Raw genomic sequence first — 15,786 nt, forward strand, 5'->3', positions numbered from 1 at the left:
CCCGTTCAGGCGAAGATCAGGTACAGGACGGCGGTGAGGACGAGCACCAACGTGCCCATCACCGCGGGCGACTGCCACCAGGCGCCTTCGTCGTCGTGCAGCGACGTCGGCACCTCCTCGATCGTCGCGGGCCTGCCGTGCGGCGCCGCGGCGCCCGCCTCACCCGCTGCCGACGGCGCGACGCGGGTCTCGACCGCTTCGGCCCTGCTCCCGCGCGGCGTCAGCGCCCACACCAACCCGACCAGCTCGGAGTCCGGCTTCGACGTGGTGAACTGCGTGACGACCGCGGCGACCGCGATGCCCACGACGAACGCGGCGCTCGCCCCGATGAACGAGCCTGCCTGCGACGACACCGCGATCACCTCGGTGCGCACCAGCGTGTCCACGATGACGGCGGCGAGCGTGCCGCCGATCAGCCCCGTCCAGCCCGCGGTCCCGGTCATCCGCTTCCAGAACAGGCCCAGGATGAAGATCGCGAACAAGGGCGCGTTGAAGAAGCTGAACAGCGCCTGGATGTAATCCATCAGGTTCTCGAAGCTGCCCGCGATGAACGCCGTCCCGATCGCGAGCAGGCAGCCGGCGACGGTGACCGTGCGCCCGACCCGCAGGTAGTACTCGTCGGGACGGCCGGGCCGGATCCAGTCCTGCCACAGGTCGTAGGTGAACACCGTGTTGAGCGAGCTGACGTTGGCCGCCATGCCCGCCATGAACGAGGCCAAGAGGCCGGCCAGCGCCACCCCGAGGATGCCGTTCGGCAGCACCTCGTTCATCAGCAGCGACAGCGCGTTGTTGTAGGTCACGTCGGTCTCGCCGCCCTGTTTGAGGGTGGTGAGCTGCGGCACCAGGACCCCGGCGATCATCCCGGGGATCACGATGACCAGCGGGATGAGCGCCTTCGGGAACGCGCCGATGATCGGCGTGCGCCGGGCGGCCGACATGCTGCGCGCCGAGAGCGCGCGCTGCACCTCGGCGAAGTTGGTGGTCCAGTACCCGAACGACAGCACGAACCCGAGCCCGAACACGATGCCGAGCACCGACAGGAACGGGTTCGCGATCTCGGTGAGCGACGTGCCGGGCCACGACGACAACTGCTCCGGCCCGGGCGGCAGCGGGCTGACCTGCGCGACCAGGCCGTCCCAGCCGCCGACGCGCGCCAGCCCGGCCACCGTGAGCGGGATCAGCAGCGCCAGGATCACGAAGAACTGCAGCACCTCGTTGTAGATCGCGGCGTTCAGACCGCCGAGGAACGTGTAGCTCAGCACCACCAGCGCGGCCACCGGGACCGCGATCGCGAGCGACCACCCCAGCAGGGCCTCGAGGATCAGGCCGAGCGCGTAGAGGTTCACCCCGGCGATCAGGACCGACGCCAGCGCGAACGTGATGCCGTTGACCCGCTGCGTGGTCGCGTTGAACCGCATCAGCAGGAACTCCGGCACGCTGCGGGCCTTGCTGCCGTAGTAGAACGGCATCATCACGATGCCCAGGAACACCATCGCCGGGATGGCGCCGATCCAGTAGTAGTGCACCGTCGGCATCCCGTACTGGGCGCCGTTGGCCATCATCCCGATCAGCTCGATCGCGCCGAGGTTCGCCGAGATGAACGCCAGCCCCGTCACCCAGGCGGGCAGCGCCCGCCCGGACAGCAGGAAGTCGAGGCTCGACGCGATCGACCGCCGTGCCAGCACCCCGATGCCCAGGACCAGCAGGAAGTAGAAGACGACGAAGACGTAGTCGATCCAGGTCGTGTCCAGCCGCAGATCGGTCTGCGCGAGAACAGCTTCGGGCCCCACCATTGCCCCCTCCTCGCTCCGGCCACCCCCGTGGTGCGGATGATTCGCCGCTCCACGCGTTCCCGCCACCCGAAGCGCCGCCACGTCCGGGGCACGGTGCGTGGCAGGGGGGTTCCGCTGCGTTACACCCGGTCGGCGACGCGCAGCGGCTTGGCGAAGTAGCGACTGGTCGGAGAACCCGCGTAGACGCCGAAGGCGGGCATCGGCTCGTACCCGGCGCTCGGGTAGAGCGCCATCGCCTCGGGCTGCTCGAGGCCGGTCTCCAGCACCATCCGCCGCAGCCCGGCCGCGGCAGCGGCGCGCTCGAGCTCGGCGAGGATCGCGCGGGCGTAGCCCTTCCCGCGGTGCGCCTCGGCCACGTACATGCGCTTGACCTCGGCGTCGCCGTCGCGCAGCGCGGCGTCCTCCCCCGCGTGCCGCTCCCGCCATCCCCCGCAGGCCACCGGCTCGCCGCCCTCGTACCCGACGACGAAGTACCCGTGCGGCGGGGCGAACTCGCGCGGGTCGACCTCGGTGGCGTCCTCGTCGCCGTAGCGCTCGCGGTAGACCTGCTGGAGCGCGCCGATGAGGCGGGCCGCGTCGGGGTGGTCGATGGGCGTGGGGCGCAGCTCGAGCACGGCCCCGAGCCTACGGACGATCACCCGCACGCGGGTAGGCCCGCGGGTTCCCGCCGCCCGGTGACGGTCACGACGGCGAGGCTCGCCGCGACGAGCAGCGCCACCCCGACCAGCAGCAGCGGGTAGCCCACCGCGCCGGCGAGCGCCGCGAGCAGCACCGGGAGCACGAAGCCGACGTAGGTCACCGCGTAGTAGACGGCGGTGAGGCCGCCGAGCTGTCCGGGCGTGGCCATGCGCTGCACCTCGACCAGGCCCGCGACCAGCAGCAGCCCGTAGGCCACCCCGATCACCGCGGAGGCCGGGACGGCGAGCACCGGCGACCCGAGCGCGGCGGCGCAGGCCGCGACCAGCAGCCCCGCGATCAGCGCGCCGAGCCCGAGCCGCGAGCCGGTCGCCGGGGAGAGCCGCCGCGCCCACGACTGCACAGCGACGCCGATCCCGAGCGTCACGGTGGTGAGCAGCGTGGCGTAGACCAGCCCGAACCCGGCGATGTGCGGCCCGAGCGCCGCGGGCTGCACGGCGAACGACAGCGCGGGCGCCCCGAACGCCCAGGGCGCCATCGGCGCGACGACCCGGCGGAACCGCCGGGGCAGGTGCACGCGCAGGCCGGGGCGGGCCCCGCCCGGGCGCGTCTCGGGCACGCCGACGACCGCGGCGAGGACGACGAGCGTGAGCACGACGTGCACCAGGTAGGGCAGTTCCATCGGCGCCGGTCCCCACTGCCCGAGCAGCCCGGCCACCAGCGGACCGACCCCGAACCCCGCCGAGAGCGCGATGGCAGCCCGGCGCGCGCCCGCGGCCGGGTCCGCGGCGGGGTCCCACGGCGGCTGCGACAGCTCCTTCACCCACGAGCTGCCCACCGCCATCGCGATCCCGGTGACCACCCCGAACGCGAACCGGCCGGTGTAGAGGGCGGGCTCGGACACGGTGGGCACCCCGCCGAGGGCGAGCACGCCGCTCGCGGGCGCCGAGACCGCGAGCGCGGGCAGCACCAGCCGGCGTCGCCCCCACCGGTCCGACGCCGGCCCGCCCAGCAGCAGCCCCGGCACCAGTCCGGCGGCGTAGACGCCGAAGAACGCCGCGACCGTGACCGCCGAGTAGTGGGCCTGCTCCCGGTACACCACCATCAGGGAGCTGAACTGGTTCGCGCCGTAGCCGATCGCGAACAGCGCTGCGGCCGCCCGGGTGTGCGGCCGCAGCCGGTTCCGACGAGCGGCGCGTTCGTCGGATGGGTTCCGACCATCGCGCCGTTCGTCGGTCACGCCGCCGCGGCCTGCGCCTTGGCCTTGCGCCGCCACGTCGTGAGCACGCGCTCGGTGTAGCCGTTCGGTTCCGTGGCGCCGGTGAACACCAGCTCGAGCGCCGCCTGGAACGAGGGGCTGCCGTCGAGGTCCTTCGCCATCGGCACGTAGCCGGGCTCGTTCGCGTTCTGCTCGTCGACCAGCGCGGCCATCCGCGCGAACGTCTCGCGGACCGTCGCCTCGTCGACCAGGCCGTGGTGCAGCCAGTTGGCGATGAGCTGGCTGGAGATCCGCAGCGTGGCGCGGTCCTCCATCAGGCCGACGCCCTCGAGGTCGGGCACCGTGGAGCAGCCGATGCCCAGGCCCACCCAACGCACCACGTAGCCGAGGATCGACTGGGCGTTGGTCTCCAGCTCGTGCTTCTTCTCCTCGGGCGTGAGCTCGCGGGTGAGCAGCGGCACCTCCAGCAGCAGCCGCCGGTCGGTCTCGCGCCCGGCGAGCTCGCGCTGGCGCGCGGCGACGTCGATGCGCAGGTAGTGCAGCGCGTGCAGGGTGGCCGCCGTCGGCGAGGGCACCCACGCGGTGTTGGCGCCCGCCTCCGGGTGGGCGCCCTTGGTGGCGAGCAGCTCGGCCATCGCGGCGGGCTTGGCGAACATGCCCTTGCCGATCTGCGCCTGCCCGACGAAGCCCGCGCGCAGCGCCACGTCCACGTTGCGGTCCTCGTAGGCCTGCAGCCACGTCGTGGACTTCATGTCGTTCTTGCGGATGACCGGGCCGGCGTGGAAGTCGGAGTGGATCTCGTCGCCGGTGCGGTCGAGGAAGCCCGTGTTCACGAAGATCACGCGGTCGTGCGCGGCCGCGATGCAGGCGTCGAGGGTGAGCGACGTGCGCTTCTCCTCGTCCATGATCCCGATCTTGAGCGTGCGCGGCTCGAGCCCGACCGCCTCCTCGACGGCCGCGAAGAGGTCGACGGTGAGCGCCACCTCGTCCGGCCCGTGCTGCTTGGGCTTGACGATGTAGACGCTGCCGGCGCGGGAGTTGGTGAAGCGACCGAGCCCGCGCAGGTCGTACAGGGCCGCGACGGCGGACACGAGCGCGTCCAGCACGCCCTCCGCGACCGGCTCGCCGTCGACGCGCACGGCGTCGGTGAACATGTGGTGGCCGCAGTTGCGCACCAGGAGCAACGCCCGGCCGGGGAGTGTGAGCGGGGAGCCGTCCGGCGCGGTGTACTCCCGGTCGCCGTGCACGCGCCGCTCGACCGTGCGGCCGTTCTTCTCGAACACCGAGACCAGCTCGCCGGTCATGAGCCCGAGCCAGGTCCGGTAGGCGAGCGCCTTGTCCTCCCCGTCGACGGTGGCGACGGAGTCCTCCAGGTCGACGATCGTGGTGACCGCCGCCTCGACCACGACGTCGGCGACGTCGGCGTGGTGCTGGCGGCCCACCCGGTGCTCGGGGTCGATGGTCAGCTCGACGTGCAGGTTGTTGCGGCGCAGCAGGACCGCCTCCACGCCGTCAGCGGAGCGGCTGCGATACCCGGCGAACTGCGCCGGGTCGGCGAGCCCGGTCTCCCCGGCGCCGGTGGCGACGACCAGCCGCCCGTTCTCCACGCGGTAGGCCGTGGCGTCGGCGTGGCTGCCCTGGGCGAGCGGGAAGAACTCGTCGAGCAGCCGGTCGGCCTCCGCGATCACCTGCGCGCCGCGCTCCTCGTCGTAGCCGGGCGCGAGCTCGCGGTCGAGCGGGAGGGCGTCGGTGCCGTACAGGGCGTCGTAGAGGGAGCCCCACCGGGCATTGGCGGCGTTGAGGGCGTAGCGGGGCACGGTGGCCGGCACCACGAGCTGCGGCCCCGCGATGTGGGCGATCTCCGGGTCGACCCGGTCGACCTGCACCTTCGGCGACGCGGGCGGCGTCAGGTAGCCGATCTCGGTGAGGAACGCCTCCAAGGAGGCGGGGTCGCCCGCGCCGTGTTCGCGGTGCCAGGCGTCGAGCTGGGCCTGCAGCTCGTCGCGGCGGGCCAGGAGCTGCCGGATCCGTCCGTCGAACCGCTCGTGCAGCGCGGCGAGGGTGTTCCAGAACCACTCCGCCGTCAGGTCGAGGCGGGGCAACAGCTCGTCTTCCACGAACGCCTTCAGCGCGGGGTCGATCTGCAGTGGTGCGCTCATGTCTCACCCTCCGGTCGGCAGCCTGCGCACGGCGGGTACCCGCCCGGCTGCTTTTTTACCAGACGGACTTGAACTTCCGCATCGCGGAAGCGAGACTCAGCGCGTGACGACGGCTGTGGGCACGGGGTCCACCGACGCGGGGCCGACGGCGCCGGTCAGCGCCAGCCCCACGACGACGGCGGCCACGAGCACGAGGGCCAGCTGCAGCTTCCGGCGGGGACCCACCGCTTCGACCTCCCGAACGTTCTCCGTTGGTGCGGGACCGGTCCGGGCACCCTCGAGGGCCGGGCGCTCCGGGGATCGCGGTCGTAGTCTCCATGGAAGGTGTGGACCCGCGACGAAGGGGGCCCTTCCATGACCATCGACAGCAGGGTCGTGCGGGCATTCGAGGCGGCGCTCGCGCCGGAGGACGTGATCAGCGACCCGGTGCGGTGCCGGGCGTACGAGTGCGACGGGCTCACCGGGTACCGGGTGGCGCCGGAGCTGGTGCTGCTGCCCCGCGACGCCGAGCAGGTGGCCGCCGCGGTGCGCGTCTGCCACGAGCACGGCGTGCCGTTCGTCGCGCGCGGCGCGGGCACGGGCCTCTCCGGCGGGGCCGTCCCGGTGGCCGACGGCGTGGTGATCAGCCTCGCGCGCCTCAAGCGGGTGCTGGAGGTCGACCCCGTCGACCGGCGCGCGGTCGTCGAGCCGGGCGTCACCAACCTCGAGATCACCGCGGCCGCGGCGCCGCACGGGCTGTACTACGCCCCCGACCCGTCCAGCCAGCAGGTCTGCACGATCGGCGGCAACGTCGCGGAGAACTCCGGCGGCGCGCACTGCCTCAAGTACGGCTTCACCACCAACCACGTGCTGTCCTGCGAGGTCGTGCTCCCGGACGGCTCGCTGGTCACGCTCGGCTCCGACACCGGCGAACAGGCGGGGCCCGACCTGCGCGGGCTCTTCCTCGGCTCGGAGGGCACGCTCGGCATCACCACGAAGGTCACGGTGCGGCTGCTGCGCACCCCGGAGACGGTGCGCACGCTGCTGGCGGACTTCCCGTCGGTCGCCGCGGCGGGCGACGTGGTGTCCGACATCGTCGCGGCGGGCATCGTCCCGGCGGCCGTCGAGATGATGGACACGCTCGCCATCGAGGCCGCCGAGGAGGCGGTGCACGCCGGCTACACGGTGGGGGTGCCCGCCGCGCTCGTCGTCGAGCTGGACGGCCCGGCCGAGGAGTGCGACGAGCAGTTCGAGCAGGTCAAGCAGATCTGCGACCGGCACGGCTGCACCCGGTTGCACATCGCGGGCTCGCCGGAGGAGCGCGCGGCGATCTGGCGGGGGCGCAAGGCGGCGTTCGCCGCGGTGGGCCGCATCTCGCCCGACTACTTCGTGCAGGACGGCGTCGTGCCGCGCACCCGGCTCGCCGAGGTGCTCGACCGCATCGCCGCCATGGGCGAGGCGGCCGGGCTGCGGGTGGCCAACGTCTTCCACGCGGGCGACGGCAACCTCCACCCGCTCGTGCTCTACAACGCGGCCGCGGGCGAGACCGAGCGCGCCGAGAAGCTCTCCGGCGAGATCGCGGAGCTGTGCGTGGAGCTGGGCGGGTCGCTCTCGGGCGAGCACGGCATCGGGGCGGACAAGGCGTGCTCGATGCCGAAGATGTTCGGCGTCGACGACCTGGAGGTCATGCGCCGCGTCCGCAGCGCGTGGGACCCGCGCGGGCTGTGCAACCCCGGCAAGGTCCTGCCCACGCCGCGGCTGTGCGGCGAGCGGCCCGGCAAGTACCGGCCCCACCCTCTGGAGGAGGCGGGCGTCATCGAGCGCCTGTGACCCCGCAGGGGTCGCGGGCAGGGTGCGAGGAAGGAGTCCGATGAGCCAGGGCAACGCGACGGCGGCGCCGCTGCGGCCCACGGACCTGCGGTCCCTCCGCGACGCGGTGCTCGACACCGCGGGCACGGTGGGCATCGCCGGTGCGGGCACCGCCGCCGGGTGGGCGGGCCGGCTCGCGCCCGTGGACGCGGTCCTCGACACCACCGGCCTCGCCGGGGTGATCACCCACAACCCCGCCGACATGACCGTCGCGGTCCGGGCGGGCACCCGGCTGCGGGACCTGCAGGACGAGCTCGCCCCGCACGGCCAGCACGTCGCGTTCGACGCCGCCCGCGTCACCGACGGCGCCACGGTCGGCGGCCTGATCGCCACCGCGGACGCCGGGCCCGCCGCGCTCGTGCACGGCTCCCTGCGCGACCTCGTCATCGGTGTCACGTTCGTGCTCGCCGACGGCACGGTGGCGCGCAGCGGCGGCCACGTCATCAAGAACGTCGCGGGCTACGACCTCGCCAAGCTGCTGCACGGCTCCTACGGCACGCTCGGCGTGCTCGCCGAGGTGGTGCTTCGGCTGCACCCGCGGCCCGAGCGCACCGCGACGCTCGTCATCCCCTGCTCGCTGGAGGAGGCGGCCGCGCACACCGCCACCGCGCTGGGTGGGCCCCACGAGCCCACGGCCATCGAGTGGACCTCCGACGGCGTGCTGCTGGTCCGCATCGAGGGCACGGCGGGCGCCCTGGACGCGCGGCTGGAGCGCCTCCGCGCCGCGCTCGGCGCCGGGGAGGTCGCCGACGCAGACCCCTGGGAGCGGCACGCCGAGCTCGTGCGCGGGGAGCCCGACCTCGCCACGCTGCGGATCGGGGTGCGACCGTCGCGGCTGCCCGGCGTGCTCGCCGACCTGCCCACCCGCACCGTCACGGCGGGCCTGGGCACCGGGGTCGCCACCGTCACGCTGCCCCCGGACGCCGTGGCGGCGGCCCACGCCCGCGTGCACGCCGCGGGCGGGGTGTCCGTGCTGCGCTCCCGCCCCGAGGGCGCGACCGCCCCGGCGTGGGGCCCGCCGCCGTCCGCGCTGCCCGTGCTGCGCGCCGTCAAGGCAGAGCTCGACCCGCAGGGCCGGTTCGGCCCGGGCCGCTTCGACCCCTGGATGTGAGATGAGCACCCCCGCCGGTTCCGCCGAGACCAACATCCCGCAGACCCGTCCGAGCAGCTTCGACGACCGACGCCCGCCGGAGCGCGACCTGCTCGACGACTGCGTGCACTGCGGCTTCTGCCTGCCGACCTGCCCCACCTACCAGCTGTGGGGCGAGGAGATGGACTCGCCGCGCGGCCGCATCTACCTCATGGACCTCGCGGCCAAGGGCGAGATCGGCCTGGAGGGGCCGTTCACCGAGCACATCGACCGGTGCCTGGGCTGCATGGCGTGCGTGACCGCGTGCCCGTCGGGCGTGCAGTACGACCGGCTGCTGGAGTCGGTGCGCCCGCAGATCGAGCGCAACGTGCCGCGCGAGTGGAAGGACGCCTGGTTCCGCAAGGCGATCTTCGCGCTGTTCCCCTACAAGCGGCGGCTGCGGGCCGCCGCCGTACCGGGCGCGCTCTACCAGCGGCTGCGCCGGATCCCCGCGGTGGCGAGGCTGGCGTCGAAGCTGCCGGGGCGGCTGGGGGCGGCGGAGTCGCTGCTGCCGCCGGTGTCGGTGCGCGAGGCGTTCGCCCGGCTGCCGGTCCACACCCCCGCCGTCGGCGAGCGCCGCGCCCGGGTCGCGCTGCTCACCGGCTGCGTGCAGGACGTGTTCTTCCACCGCGTCAACGCCGCGACCGTCCGCGTGCTCGCCGCGGAGGGTTGCGACGTGCTCGTGCCGCGCGAGCAGCAGTGCTGCGGCGCGCTCGAGCTGCACGCCGGGCGCGAGGACAGCGCGCTGGCCAGGGCGAAGCGCGAGATCGCCGTGTTCGAGAAGCTCGACGTCGACCACGTCGTCACCAACGTCGCCGGCTGTGGCTCCTCGATGAAGGAGTACGGCCACCTGCTCGCCGACGACCCGGAGTGGGCCGAGCGCGCGAAGGCGTTCAGCGCGCGGGTGCGCGACGTGCACGAGGTGCTCGCCGACCTGGGCCCGCGGGCGCCGCGGCACCCGTTCCGGGGCCGGGTGGCCTACCACGACGCCTGCCACCTCGGGCACGCCCAGCAGGTGCGCACCCAGCCGCGGGAGGTGCTGCGCTCCATCCCCGAGCTGGAGCTCGTGGACCTGCCCGAGGCGGCGCTGTGCTGCGGCTCGGCCGGCATCTACAACCTGGTCATGCCGGACGCCGCGGCCGAGCTGGGGGCCCGCAAGGCGGCCAACGTCCGGTCGGTGGAGCCCGACCTGGTCGTGACCGCCAACCCGGGCTGCCTGCTGCAGATCGGCAAGCACCTCGGTGAGGACCTGCCGCTGCTGCACCCGGTGCAGCTGCTCGACGCCTCCATCCGCGGGGTGCCGGTGCCGCGTCGTTGATCCCGCGTCGTTGATCCCGGCTCGCTGACCGGGCTCAGCGGCCGATCGCGTCCAGCTCCGCGAGGTCTTCCTCGGCCAGCGCGAGCCCCGCCCCCGCGACGTTCTCGCGCAGGTGCGCCACCGACGACGTGCCGGGGATCAACAGGATGTTCGGCGAACGCTGCAGCAGCCAGGCGAGCGCGACCGCCATCGGCGTCGCGCCGAGCCGGGCGGCGACCGCCGAGAGCGCCTCGGACTGCAGCGGGGTGAATCCGCCGAGCGGGAAGTACGGCACGTAGGCGATGCCCTCCTCGGCGAGCCGGTCGATCAGCTCGTCGTCCTCGCGGTGGGCGAGGTTGTAGAGGTTCTGCACGCACACGATCGGTGCGATCGACCGTGCCTCGGCGACCTGCGCCGGGGTCGCGTTGCTCATCCCGAGGTGGCGGATGAGGCCCTGCTGCTGGAGCTCGACGAGCGTCTCGAACGCCTGGGCGATCGAGCCCTCCTCGCGGCCGACGGCGTTGCCGACCCTCAGGTTGACGACGTCGAGCACGTCGAGGCCGAGGTGGGTGAGGTTGTCGTGCACGGCCCGGCGCAGCTCGTCCGGCTCCCGGGCGACCGGCCAGCCGCCCTGCGCGTCGCGGACCGCGCCGACCTTGGTCACGATGTGCAGCCCCTCCGGATAGGGGTGCAGCGCCTCCCGGATCAGCTCGTTGGTGATCACCGGGCCGTAGGCGTCGGCCGTGTCGATGTGGGTGATGCCCAGCTCGACGACCTCGCGCAGGACGGCGAGGGCGCCGTCGCGGTCGGCGGGCGGCCCCATCACGCCCGGGCCGGCGAGCTGCATGGCGCCGTACCCGAACCGGGTCACGGTCAGCCCGCCCATCGTCCAGGTGCCGCCGGGGAGGGTGGTGGTGGTCGTGTCGATGCCCATGCCGCGGATCGTGCGCGGGGACGCCCGGCCCACCCAGGTCCCCGGCGTCACTGGTACCGGCAGGGACACCCGACGTGGCGATCCGCGCGGTTACCGTGGGGGACGTGCGCGAGGAGAACCGGCTCGGGACCTATCTGCGCGCCCGCCGGGAGCTGGTCACGCCGGAGAGCGTCGGCCTGCCCGCCCACGGGATCCGGCGGGTGCCGGGGCTGCGCCGCGAGGAGGTGGCCATGCTCGCCGGCATCAGCGCCGAGTACTACCTGCGGCTCGAGCAGGGCCGCGACCGCAACCCGTCGCCGCAGGTGCTGGACGCGATCGCGCGGGTGCTGCGGCTCGACGACACCGCCACCGCGTACCTGCACGAGCTGGCCGCGCCGCGGCCGCGCACCCGGGCCCGGCGACCGCGGCGCCGGTCCGTGCCGCCGCACACCGCGCAGCTGCTCGACGTCATCGGCGTGCCCGCGATCGCGGTCGACACCTACTTCGACGTGCTCGCCGCCAACGCGCTCGCGACCGCGCTCGCCCCGAGCCTGCGGGTGGGCGAGAACCGGCTGCGGTCGCTGTTCCTCGACCCCGCCGAGCAGCTGCTGTACCCGGACTGGGCGCGGTGCGCGCCGCAGCTCGTCGCCACGTTCCGCAACCAGCTCGGGCCCGACGTCGACGACCCGCGCGCCGTGCAGCTCGTCGGCGAGCTCTCGCTGGCGAGCGAGGAGTTCCGCAAGGCGTGGGCCCGCCACGACGTGAAGCCGCCGCGCAGCAAGGCGGTCCGGTTGAACCACCCCCAGGTCGGCGAGATGCGCCTGTGGATGTCGAAGCTGCAGGCCGACGGCTCCGACGGCGTGGAGGTCATCGCCTACCACGCCGAGCCGGGCACCGCCGACGCCGAGCGGCTCGGCCTGCTCGCGTCGCTCGCCGCAGAACCGCCGCGCACGCCGGTGGAGGCCGCGCCGCGCTGACCGGGGCGGCTGTCCGATCCGTTCACGACCCGGCGGGCGCACCGCGGGCATCCTCGACGCCTCACAGCTCGGAGGTGTCCGATGCGAATCGGAATGGGCCTGCCCGCCGCCGTCCCCGAGGCCGACGCGACCGCCCTCGGCGAGTGGGCCGCCACCGCGGAGCGACTCGGCTTCTGCTCGCTCGGCGTGATCGACCGGCTCGTCTACGACAACCTGGACCCGCCGGGATTTCAGGAAAGCCACTTTCATGAACCTGGGCTTCATGAAAGTGGCTTTCCTGAAGTTCGGGCGGCCCGGCCTAGGGTGGTCGGATGCTGCTGGAGCACCGCGGTCGGCGCCCCGTCGTGCCGGGGTCGGCGTACGTCGCCCCGTCGGCCGTCGTGTGCGGCGCGGTCGTGCTGGGCGAGCGGGCCCGCGTGCTGCACGGCGCCGTGCTGACCGCGGAGGACGGCGAGGTCCGGGTGGGCGCGGACGTCGTGGTGATGGAGAACGCCCTGGTCCGCGGGCGCGCGGCGCACCGGGCCCAGCTGGGCGACGCGGTGCTCGTCGGGCCGCACGCGCACGTCAACGGCGCCACCGTCGAGGACGAGGTGTTCATCGCCACCGGGGCGGCGCTGTTCCCCGGCGCGGTGGCGGGCGCGGGCTGCGAGCTGCGGATCCACGCGGTGCTGCACGTCCGGTCCCGCCTCGTCCCCGGCACGGTCGTCCCGATCGGCTGGATCGCGGCGGGCGACCCGGCGCAGCTGTTCTCCCCGGACCGGCACGACGAGCTGTGGGAGGTGCAGCGCGAGCTCGACTTCCCCGGCACCGTCTACGGCGTCCCCCGTGGCACCCCCATGCGGGAGGTGCTCGCCCGGCAGGTCGAGTACTACGGCGCCCACCGCGACGACCGCGAGGTCACCTGACCCCTCCCCCCAACTTCAGGAAAGCCACATCCACGAAGCCCACGTTCATGGATGTGGCTTTCCTGAAGTTCTGAAGTTCACCGCTCAGCCCTTCACCGCCCCCTGCGTGAAGCCGGCGATGAAGCGGTCGAGGAACAGGTTGAACACGAACGCGATCGGCACCGCGACGAGCACGGCGGCGGCCTGCAGCGACTGCCAGAAGAACACGTCGCCGCGGACCAGCTCGGTGGGCACGCCGGTGCTGATGACCTTCTCCGCGCTGGGCGAGATGAACGCGAGGGCGTAGATGAACTCGCTGGCCGTGAGCGTGAACGCGAACACGATCACGGCGACGATCCCGGGGAACAGCAGCGGCACGACCACCCGCACCATGGCCCCCACGCGGCTGTAGCCGTCGACCATGGCCTGTTCCTCGATGTCCTTCGGGATCGTCTTGAGGAACCCGATGAGCAGCCACACCGACACCGGGACGGTGATGGTCGGGTAGATCACCACGAGCGACCACGTCGAGTCCTGCAGGCCGAGCGCGACCACCAGCCGCGACAGCGACAGGAACAGCAGGGTGGGCGGCACCAGGTAGACGAAGAAGATCGCGATCCCCATCGGGCCCGCCCACGGCCGGTCCAGCCGCGCGAGGCTGTAGGCCGCCGGGAGCGACAGCGCCAGGGTGATCAGCACGACCAGCACGCCGACCCACAGCGTGTTCCAGGCGAACGTCACGAACCCGGTGTCGTTGATCAGCAGCCCGATGTGGTCGGTGGTGGGCGTCTCGTTGAAGATGAACGGGTTGTTGCGCCGCCGGTAGAGGTCGCTGTCCTGCTTGAACGTGGTGATCGCTGCCCACACGAACGGCCCGGCGGCGGCGAGCGCCGAGATCACGGCGATGGCGTAGAGCGCGATGCGGCCCGCGCGGTGGCGCCGCGCGTAACGGTGCCGGTCGGCATCGGTGACGACGAGCCGGTCCATCACCCGACCTCCATCCGCCGCACCGCCCGCAGGATCGCGATGGCCGCGGCGAGCAGCAGCGGGAACAGGAACAGCGCGATCGCCGCGCCCTGCCCGATGTCGCTGCCCTCGATGCCCCGGAAGAACGCCCAGCTGGCGAGCACCTGGGTCTCGTTGGTCGGGCCGCCGCGGGTGAGGACGTAGACCACGGTCATGTCGGTGAAGGTGAAGATCGCCCCGAACAGCGCCGAGATCGCGATGACGGGGGCGGTGAGCGGGATCGTGACCTCGAACATCCGCCGCCAGTAGCCCGCGCCGTCCACGAGGGCCTGCTCCTGCACGTCCTTGGGGATCGACAGCAGCCCGGCCATCATGATCACCGCGGCGAGCGGGACCAGCCGCCACACGTGCACGGCGATCACCGACGCCATGGCGAGCGTGGGCTGCCCGAGCCAGAACATGTTCGTCTGGAGCAGCCCGATCTGCCGCAGCACCCAGTCGATCGGCGAGAACACCGAGTCCAGCAGCCACAGCCAAGTGATCGTCGACAGCGCCACCGGCGTGGTCCACGGCAGCAGCACGAGGAACCGCACCAGCCAGCGGCCCTTGAAGTCCGCGATCAGCACGTTCGCCAGCACCTTGCCGAACAGCACGATGAAGAACATCGACACGGCGGTGAAGACGAACGTGTTGCGCAGCGACCGCCAGAACACCGGGTCGCTGAAGATCCGCTCGAAGTTCTGCAGCCCGACCCAGTCGAAGCTCGGGTCGCCGCCGGTGACGTCGGACAGGCTGAACGCGACGGCCAGGACGAAGGGCAGCCCGACGAGCGCGAGGATGTAGACGACCGCGGGCGAGAGGAAGATCCACGCGAGCGCGCCGTCCCGGTCGGCGAGACGGCGGCGGGCGGCGACGTCCGGCGGTGCCGCCATCTACGGCCCCAGCCGGATCGGCGCGGTGCGCTTGCCCTCCGCCGCGTCGAAGAACCGCAGCCGCTCGACGGGCACCGCGAACTCGTGCCGCTCCCCCACCGCGATCGGCGTCTCGACGGTGGCGGGCAGGCGGGCGATCACGCGGGTGGGTCCCTCACCGAGGTCGACCGTGCCGTAGACGTGCCGGTCGCCGGACAGGTACTCCATGCGCTGCACCTCGAGCGTGGTCGTCACGCGCTCGCCGCGCACGTTCTCGACCGGCAGCAGGTGCTCGGGCCGGAACCCGACGAGCGTGTCGCCGCGCGGCACCAGGTTCATCGGCGGGGACCCGATGAAGGTCGCGACGAACGTGTCGGCCGGGTCGTCGTAGATCTCCACCGGGTGGCCGATCTGGCGCACCCGGCCCTGCGACATCACCGCGATCCGGTCGCCGAGCCCCATCGCCTCGCTCTGGTCGTGCGTGACGTAGATGGTGGTCGTCCCGATCTCCTGCTGGAACCGCTTCAGCTCGTCGCGGGCGCTCGCCCGCAGCTTGGCGTCGAGGTTCGACAGCGGCTCGTCCAGCAGGAACACCGCGGGGTCGCGCACGAGCGCCCTGGCGAGCGCCACCCGCTGGCGCTCGCCGCCAGACAGCTGGCGCGGCTTGCGGTCGAGCAGGTGCTCGATGCCCAGCATCCCGGCCGCGGTGCGGGCCTTGCGCTCGCGCTCCTCCGGGGGCACCCCGGCCGCCTTCAGCGGGAACACGATGTTGGCCAGCACCGTCTTGTGCGGGTAGAGGGCGTAGCTCTGGAACACCATGGCGATCCGCCGCGCCCGCGGGGGCAGCCCGGTGACCACCTGCCCGCCGATCAGCACGTCGCCGCTGGTCGGCTCCTCGAGGCCGGCGATCGTGCGCAGCAGCGTCGTCTTCCCGCACCCCGACGGACCGAGCAGGACCAGGTACTCACCCTCGTCGGTGGCGAGGTCGATCCCGTCGATCGCGTGGACGCCGTCGAAGTGCTTGTACAGGTTCTTGACCTCGACCGTGTACACG

General features: G+C 73.1%; 14 protein-coding genes. 5 read left to right on the plus strand and 9 right to left on the minus strand.

Annotated elements, in window-relative coordinates:
- Positions 1-5 precede the first annotated feature (5 nt).
- The 5 genes from VKZ81_RS24175 to VKZ81_RS24195 all read right to left on the minus strand — a co-directional run bounded on the left by VKZ81_RS24175 (position 6) and on the right by VKZ81_RS24195 (position 6,032).
- A complete protein-coding gene (locus VKZ81_RS24175) occupies positions 6-1,793 on the minus strand; it encodes a sodium:solute symporter family protein (protein WP_324243954.1) in 1,788 nt (595 codons plus the stop codon).
- 119 nt (positions 1,794-1,912) lie between these two features.
- Positions 1,913-2,431 carry a GNAT family N-acetyltransferase gene (locus tag VKZ81_RS24180; RefSeq protein ID WP_324243955.1) on the minus strand — a complete coding sequence of 173 codons (519 nt, stop codon included), beginning with the start codon at positions 2,429-2,431 and terminating at the stop codon, positions 1,913-1,915.
- A complete protein-coding gene (locus VKZ81_RS24185; protein WP_324243956.1) occupies positions 2,428-3,669 on the minus strand; it encodes an MFS transporter in 1,242 nt (413 codons plus the stop codon). The genes VKZ81_RS24180 and VKZ81_RS24185 overlap by 4 nt, the downstream gene beginning before the upstream one ends.
- On the minus strand, positions 3,666-5,807 hold the full coding sequence (locus VKZ81_RS24190; RefSeq protein WP_324243957.1) for a malate synthase G: 2,142 nt from the start codon (positions 5,805-5,807) through the stop codon (positions 3,666-3,668). The genes VKZ81_RS24185 and VKZ81_RS24190 overlap by 4 nt, the downstream gene beginning before the upstream one ends.
- Before the next feature lie 96 nt (positions 5,808-5,903).
- Positions 5,904-6,032 (minus strand): hypothetical protein, encoded by a 129-nt coding sequence (locus tag VKZ81_RS24195; protein ID WP_324243958.1) that lies wholly within the window; start codon positions 6,030-6,032, stop codon positions 5,904-5,906.
- Positions 6,033-6,161: 129 nt separating this feature from the next.
- Here VKZ81_RS24195 and VKZ81_RS24200 point away from each other — a divergent pair, with 129 nt between their 5' ends.
- The 3 genes from VKZ81_RS24200 to VKZ81_RS24210 are packed head-to-tail and all read left to right on the plus strand — an operon-like array spanning position 6,162 to position 10,102.
- On the plus strand, positions 6,162-7,616 hold the full coding sequence (locus tag VKZ81_RS24200; RefSeq protein ID WP_324243959.1) for an FAD-linked oxidase C-terminal domain-containing protein: 1,455 nt from the start codon (positions 6,162-6,164) through the stop codon (positions 7,614-7,616).
- 40 nt (positions 7,617-7,656) lie between these two features.
- Positions 7,657-8,766, plus strand: coding sequence for an FAD-binding oxidoreductase (locus tag VKZ81_RS24205; RefSeq protein WP_324243960.1), 1,110 nt, complete (start codon positions 7,657-7,659; stop codon positions 8,764-8,766).
- A 1-nt stretch (position 8,767) separates the two neighbouring features.
- Positions 8,768-10,102, plus strand: coding sequence for a (Fe-S)-binding protein (locus VKZ81_RS24210; RefSeq protein ID WP_324243961.1), 1,335 nt, complete (start codon positions 8,768-8,770; stop codon positions 10,100-10,102).
- 34 nt (positions 10,103-10,136) lie between these two features.
- Here VKZ81_RS24210 and VKZ81_RS24215 read toward each other — a convergent pair whose 3' ends face one another.
- A complete protein-coding gene (locus VKZ81_RS24215; protein WP_324243962.1) occupies positions 10,137-11,015 on the minus strand; it encodes an aldo/keto reductase family oxidoreductase in 879 nt (292 codons plus the stop codon).
- Between the two features lie 104 nt (positions 11,016-11,119).
- On the opposite strand from VKZ81_RS24215, the gene VKZ81_RS24220 reads away from it, so the two are divergent.
- Positions 11,120-11,971 carry a helix-turn-helix domain-containing protein gene (locus VKZ81_RS24220; RefSeq protein WP_324243963.1) on the plus strand — a complete coding sequence of 284 codons (852 nt, stop codon included), beginning with the start codon at positions 11,120-11,122 and terminating at the stop codon, positions 11,969-11,971.
- 311 nt (positions 11,972-12,282) lie between these two features.
- Positions 12,283-12,876, plus strand: a complete 594-nt coding sequence (locus VKZ81_RS24225) for a gamma carbonic anhydrase family protein (protein WP_324243964.1) — start codon at positions 12,283-12,285, stop codon at positions 12,874-12,876.
- Between the two features lie 84 nt (positions 12,877-12,960).
- Here VKZ81_RS24225 and VKZ81_RS24230 read toward each other — a convergent pair whose 3' ends face one another.
- From VKZ81_RS24230 to VKZ81_RS24240, 3 genes are read right to left on the minus strand one after another with little or no spacing between them, the layout of a single operon-like run.
- Positions 12,961-13,842, minus strand: coding sequence for a carbohydrate ABC transporter permease (locus VKZ81_RS24230; protein ID WP_324243965.1), 882 nt, complete (start codon positions 13,840-13,842; stop codon positions 12,961-12,963).
- The gene (locus VKZ81_RS24235) at positions 13,842-14,753 is read right to left on the minus strand and encodes a carbohydrate ABC transporter permease (RefSeq protein WP_324243966.1); all 912 of its coding nucleotides are present in this window, start codon (positions 14,751-14,753) and stop codon (positions 13,842-13,844) included. The genes VKZ81_RS24230 and VKZ81_RS24235 overlap by 1 nt, the downstream gene beginning before the upstream one ends.
- Positions 14,754-15,785: an ABC transporter ATP-binding protein gene (locus VKZ81_RS24240; protein WP_324243967.1), complete on the minus strand. Its 1,032-nt coding sequence runs from the start codon at positions 15,783-15,785 to the stop codon at positions 14,754-14,756.
- Position 15,786: the final 1 nt, after the last annotated feature.

This window comes from Pseudonocardia sp. (assembly GCF_035305885.1).
In the GTDB taxonomy this organism is placed as follows: Bacteria; Actinomycetota; Actinomycetes; order Mycobacteriales; family Pseudonocardiaceae; genus Pseudonocardia.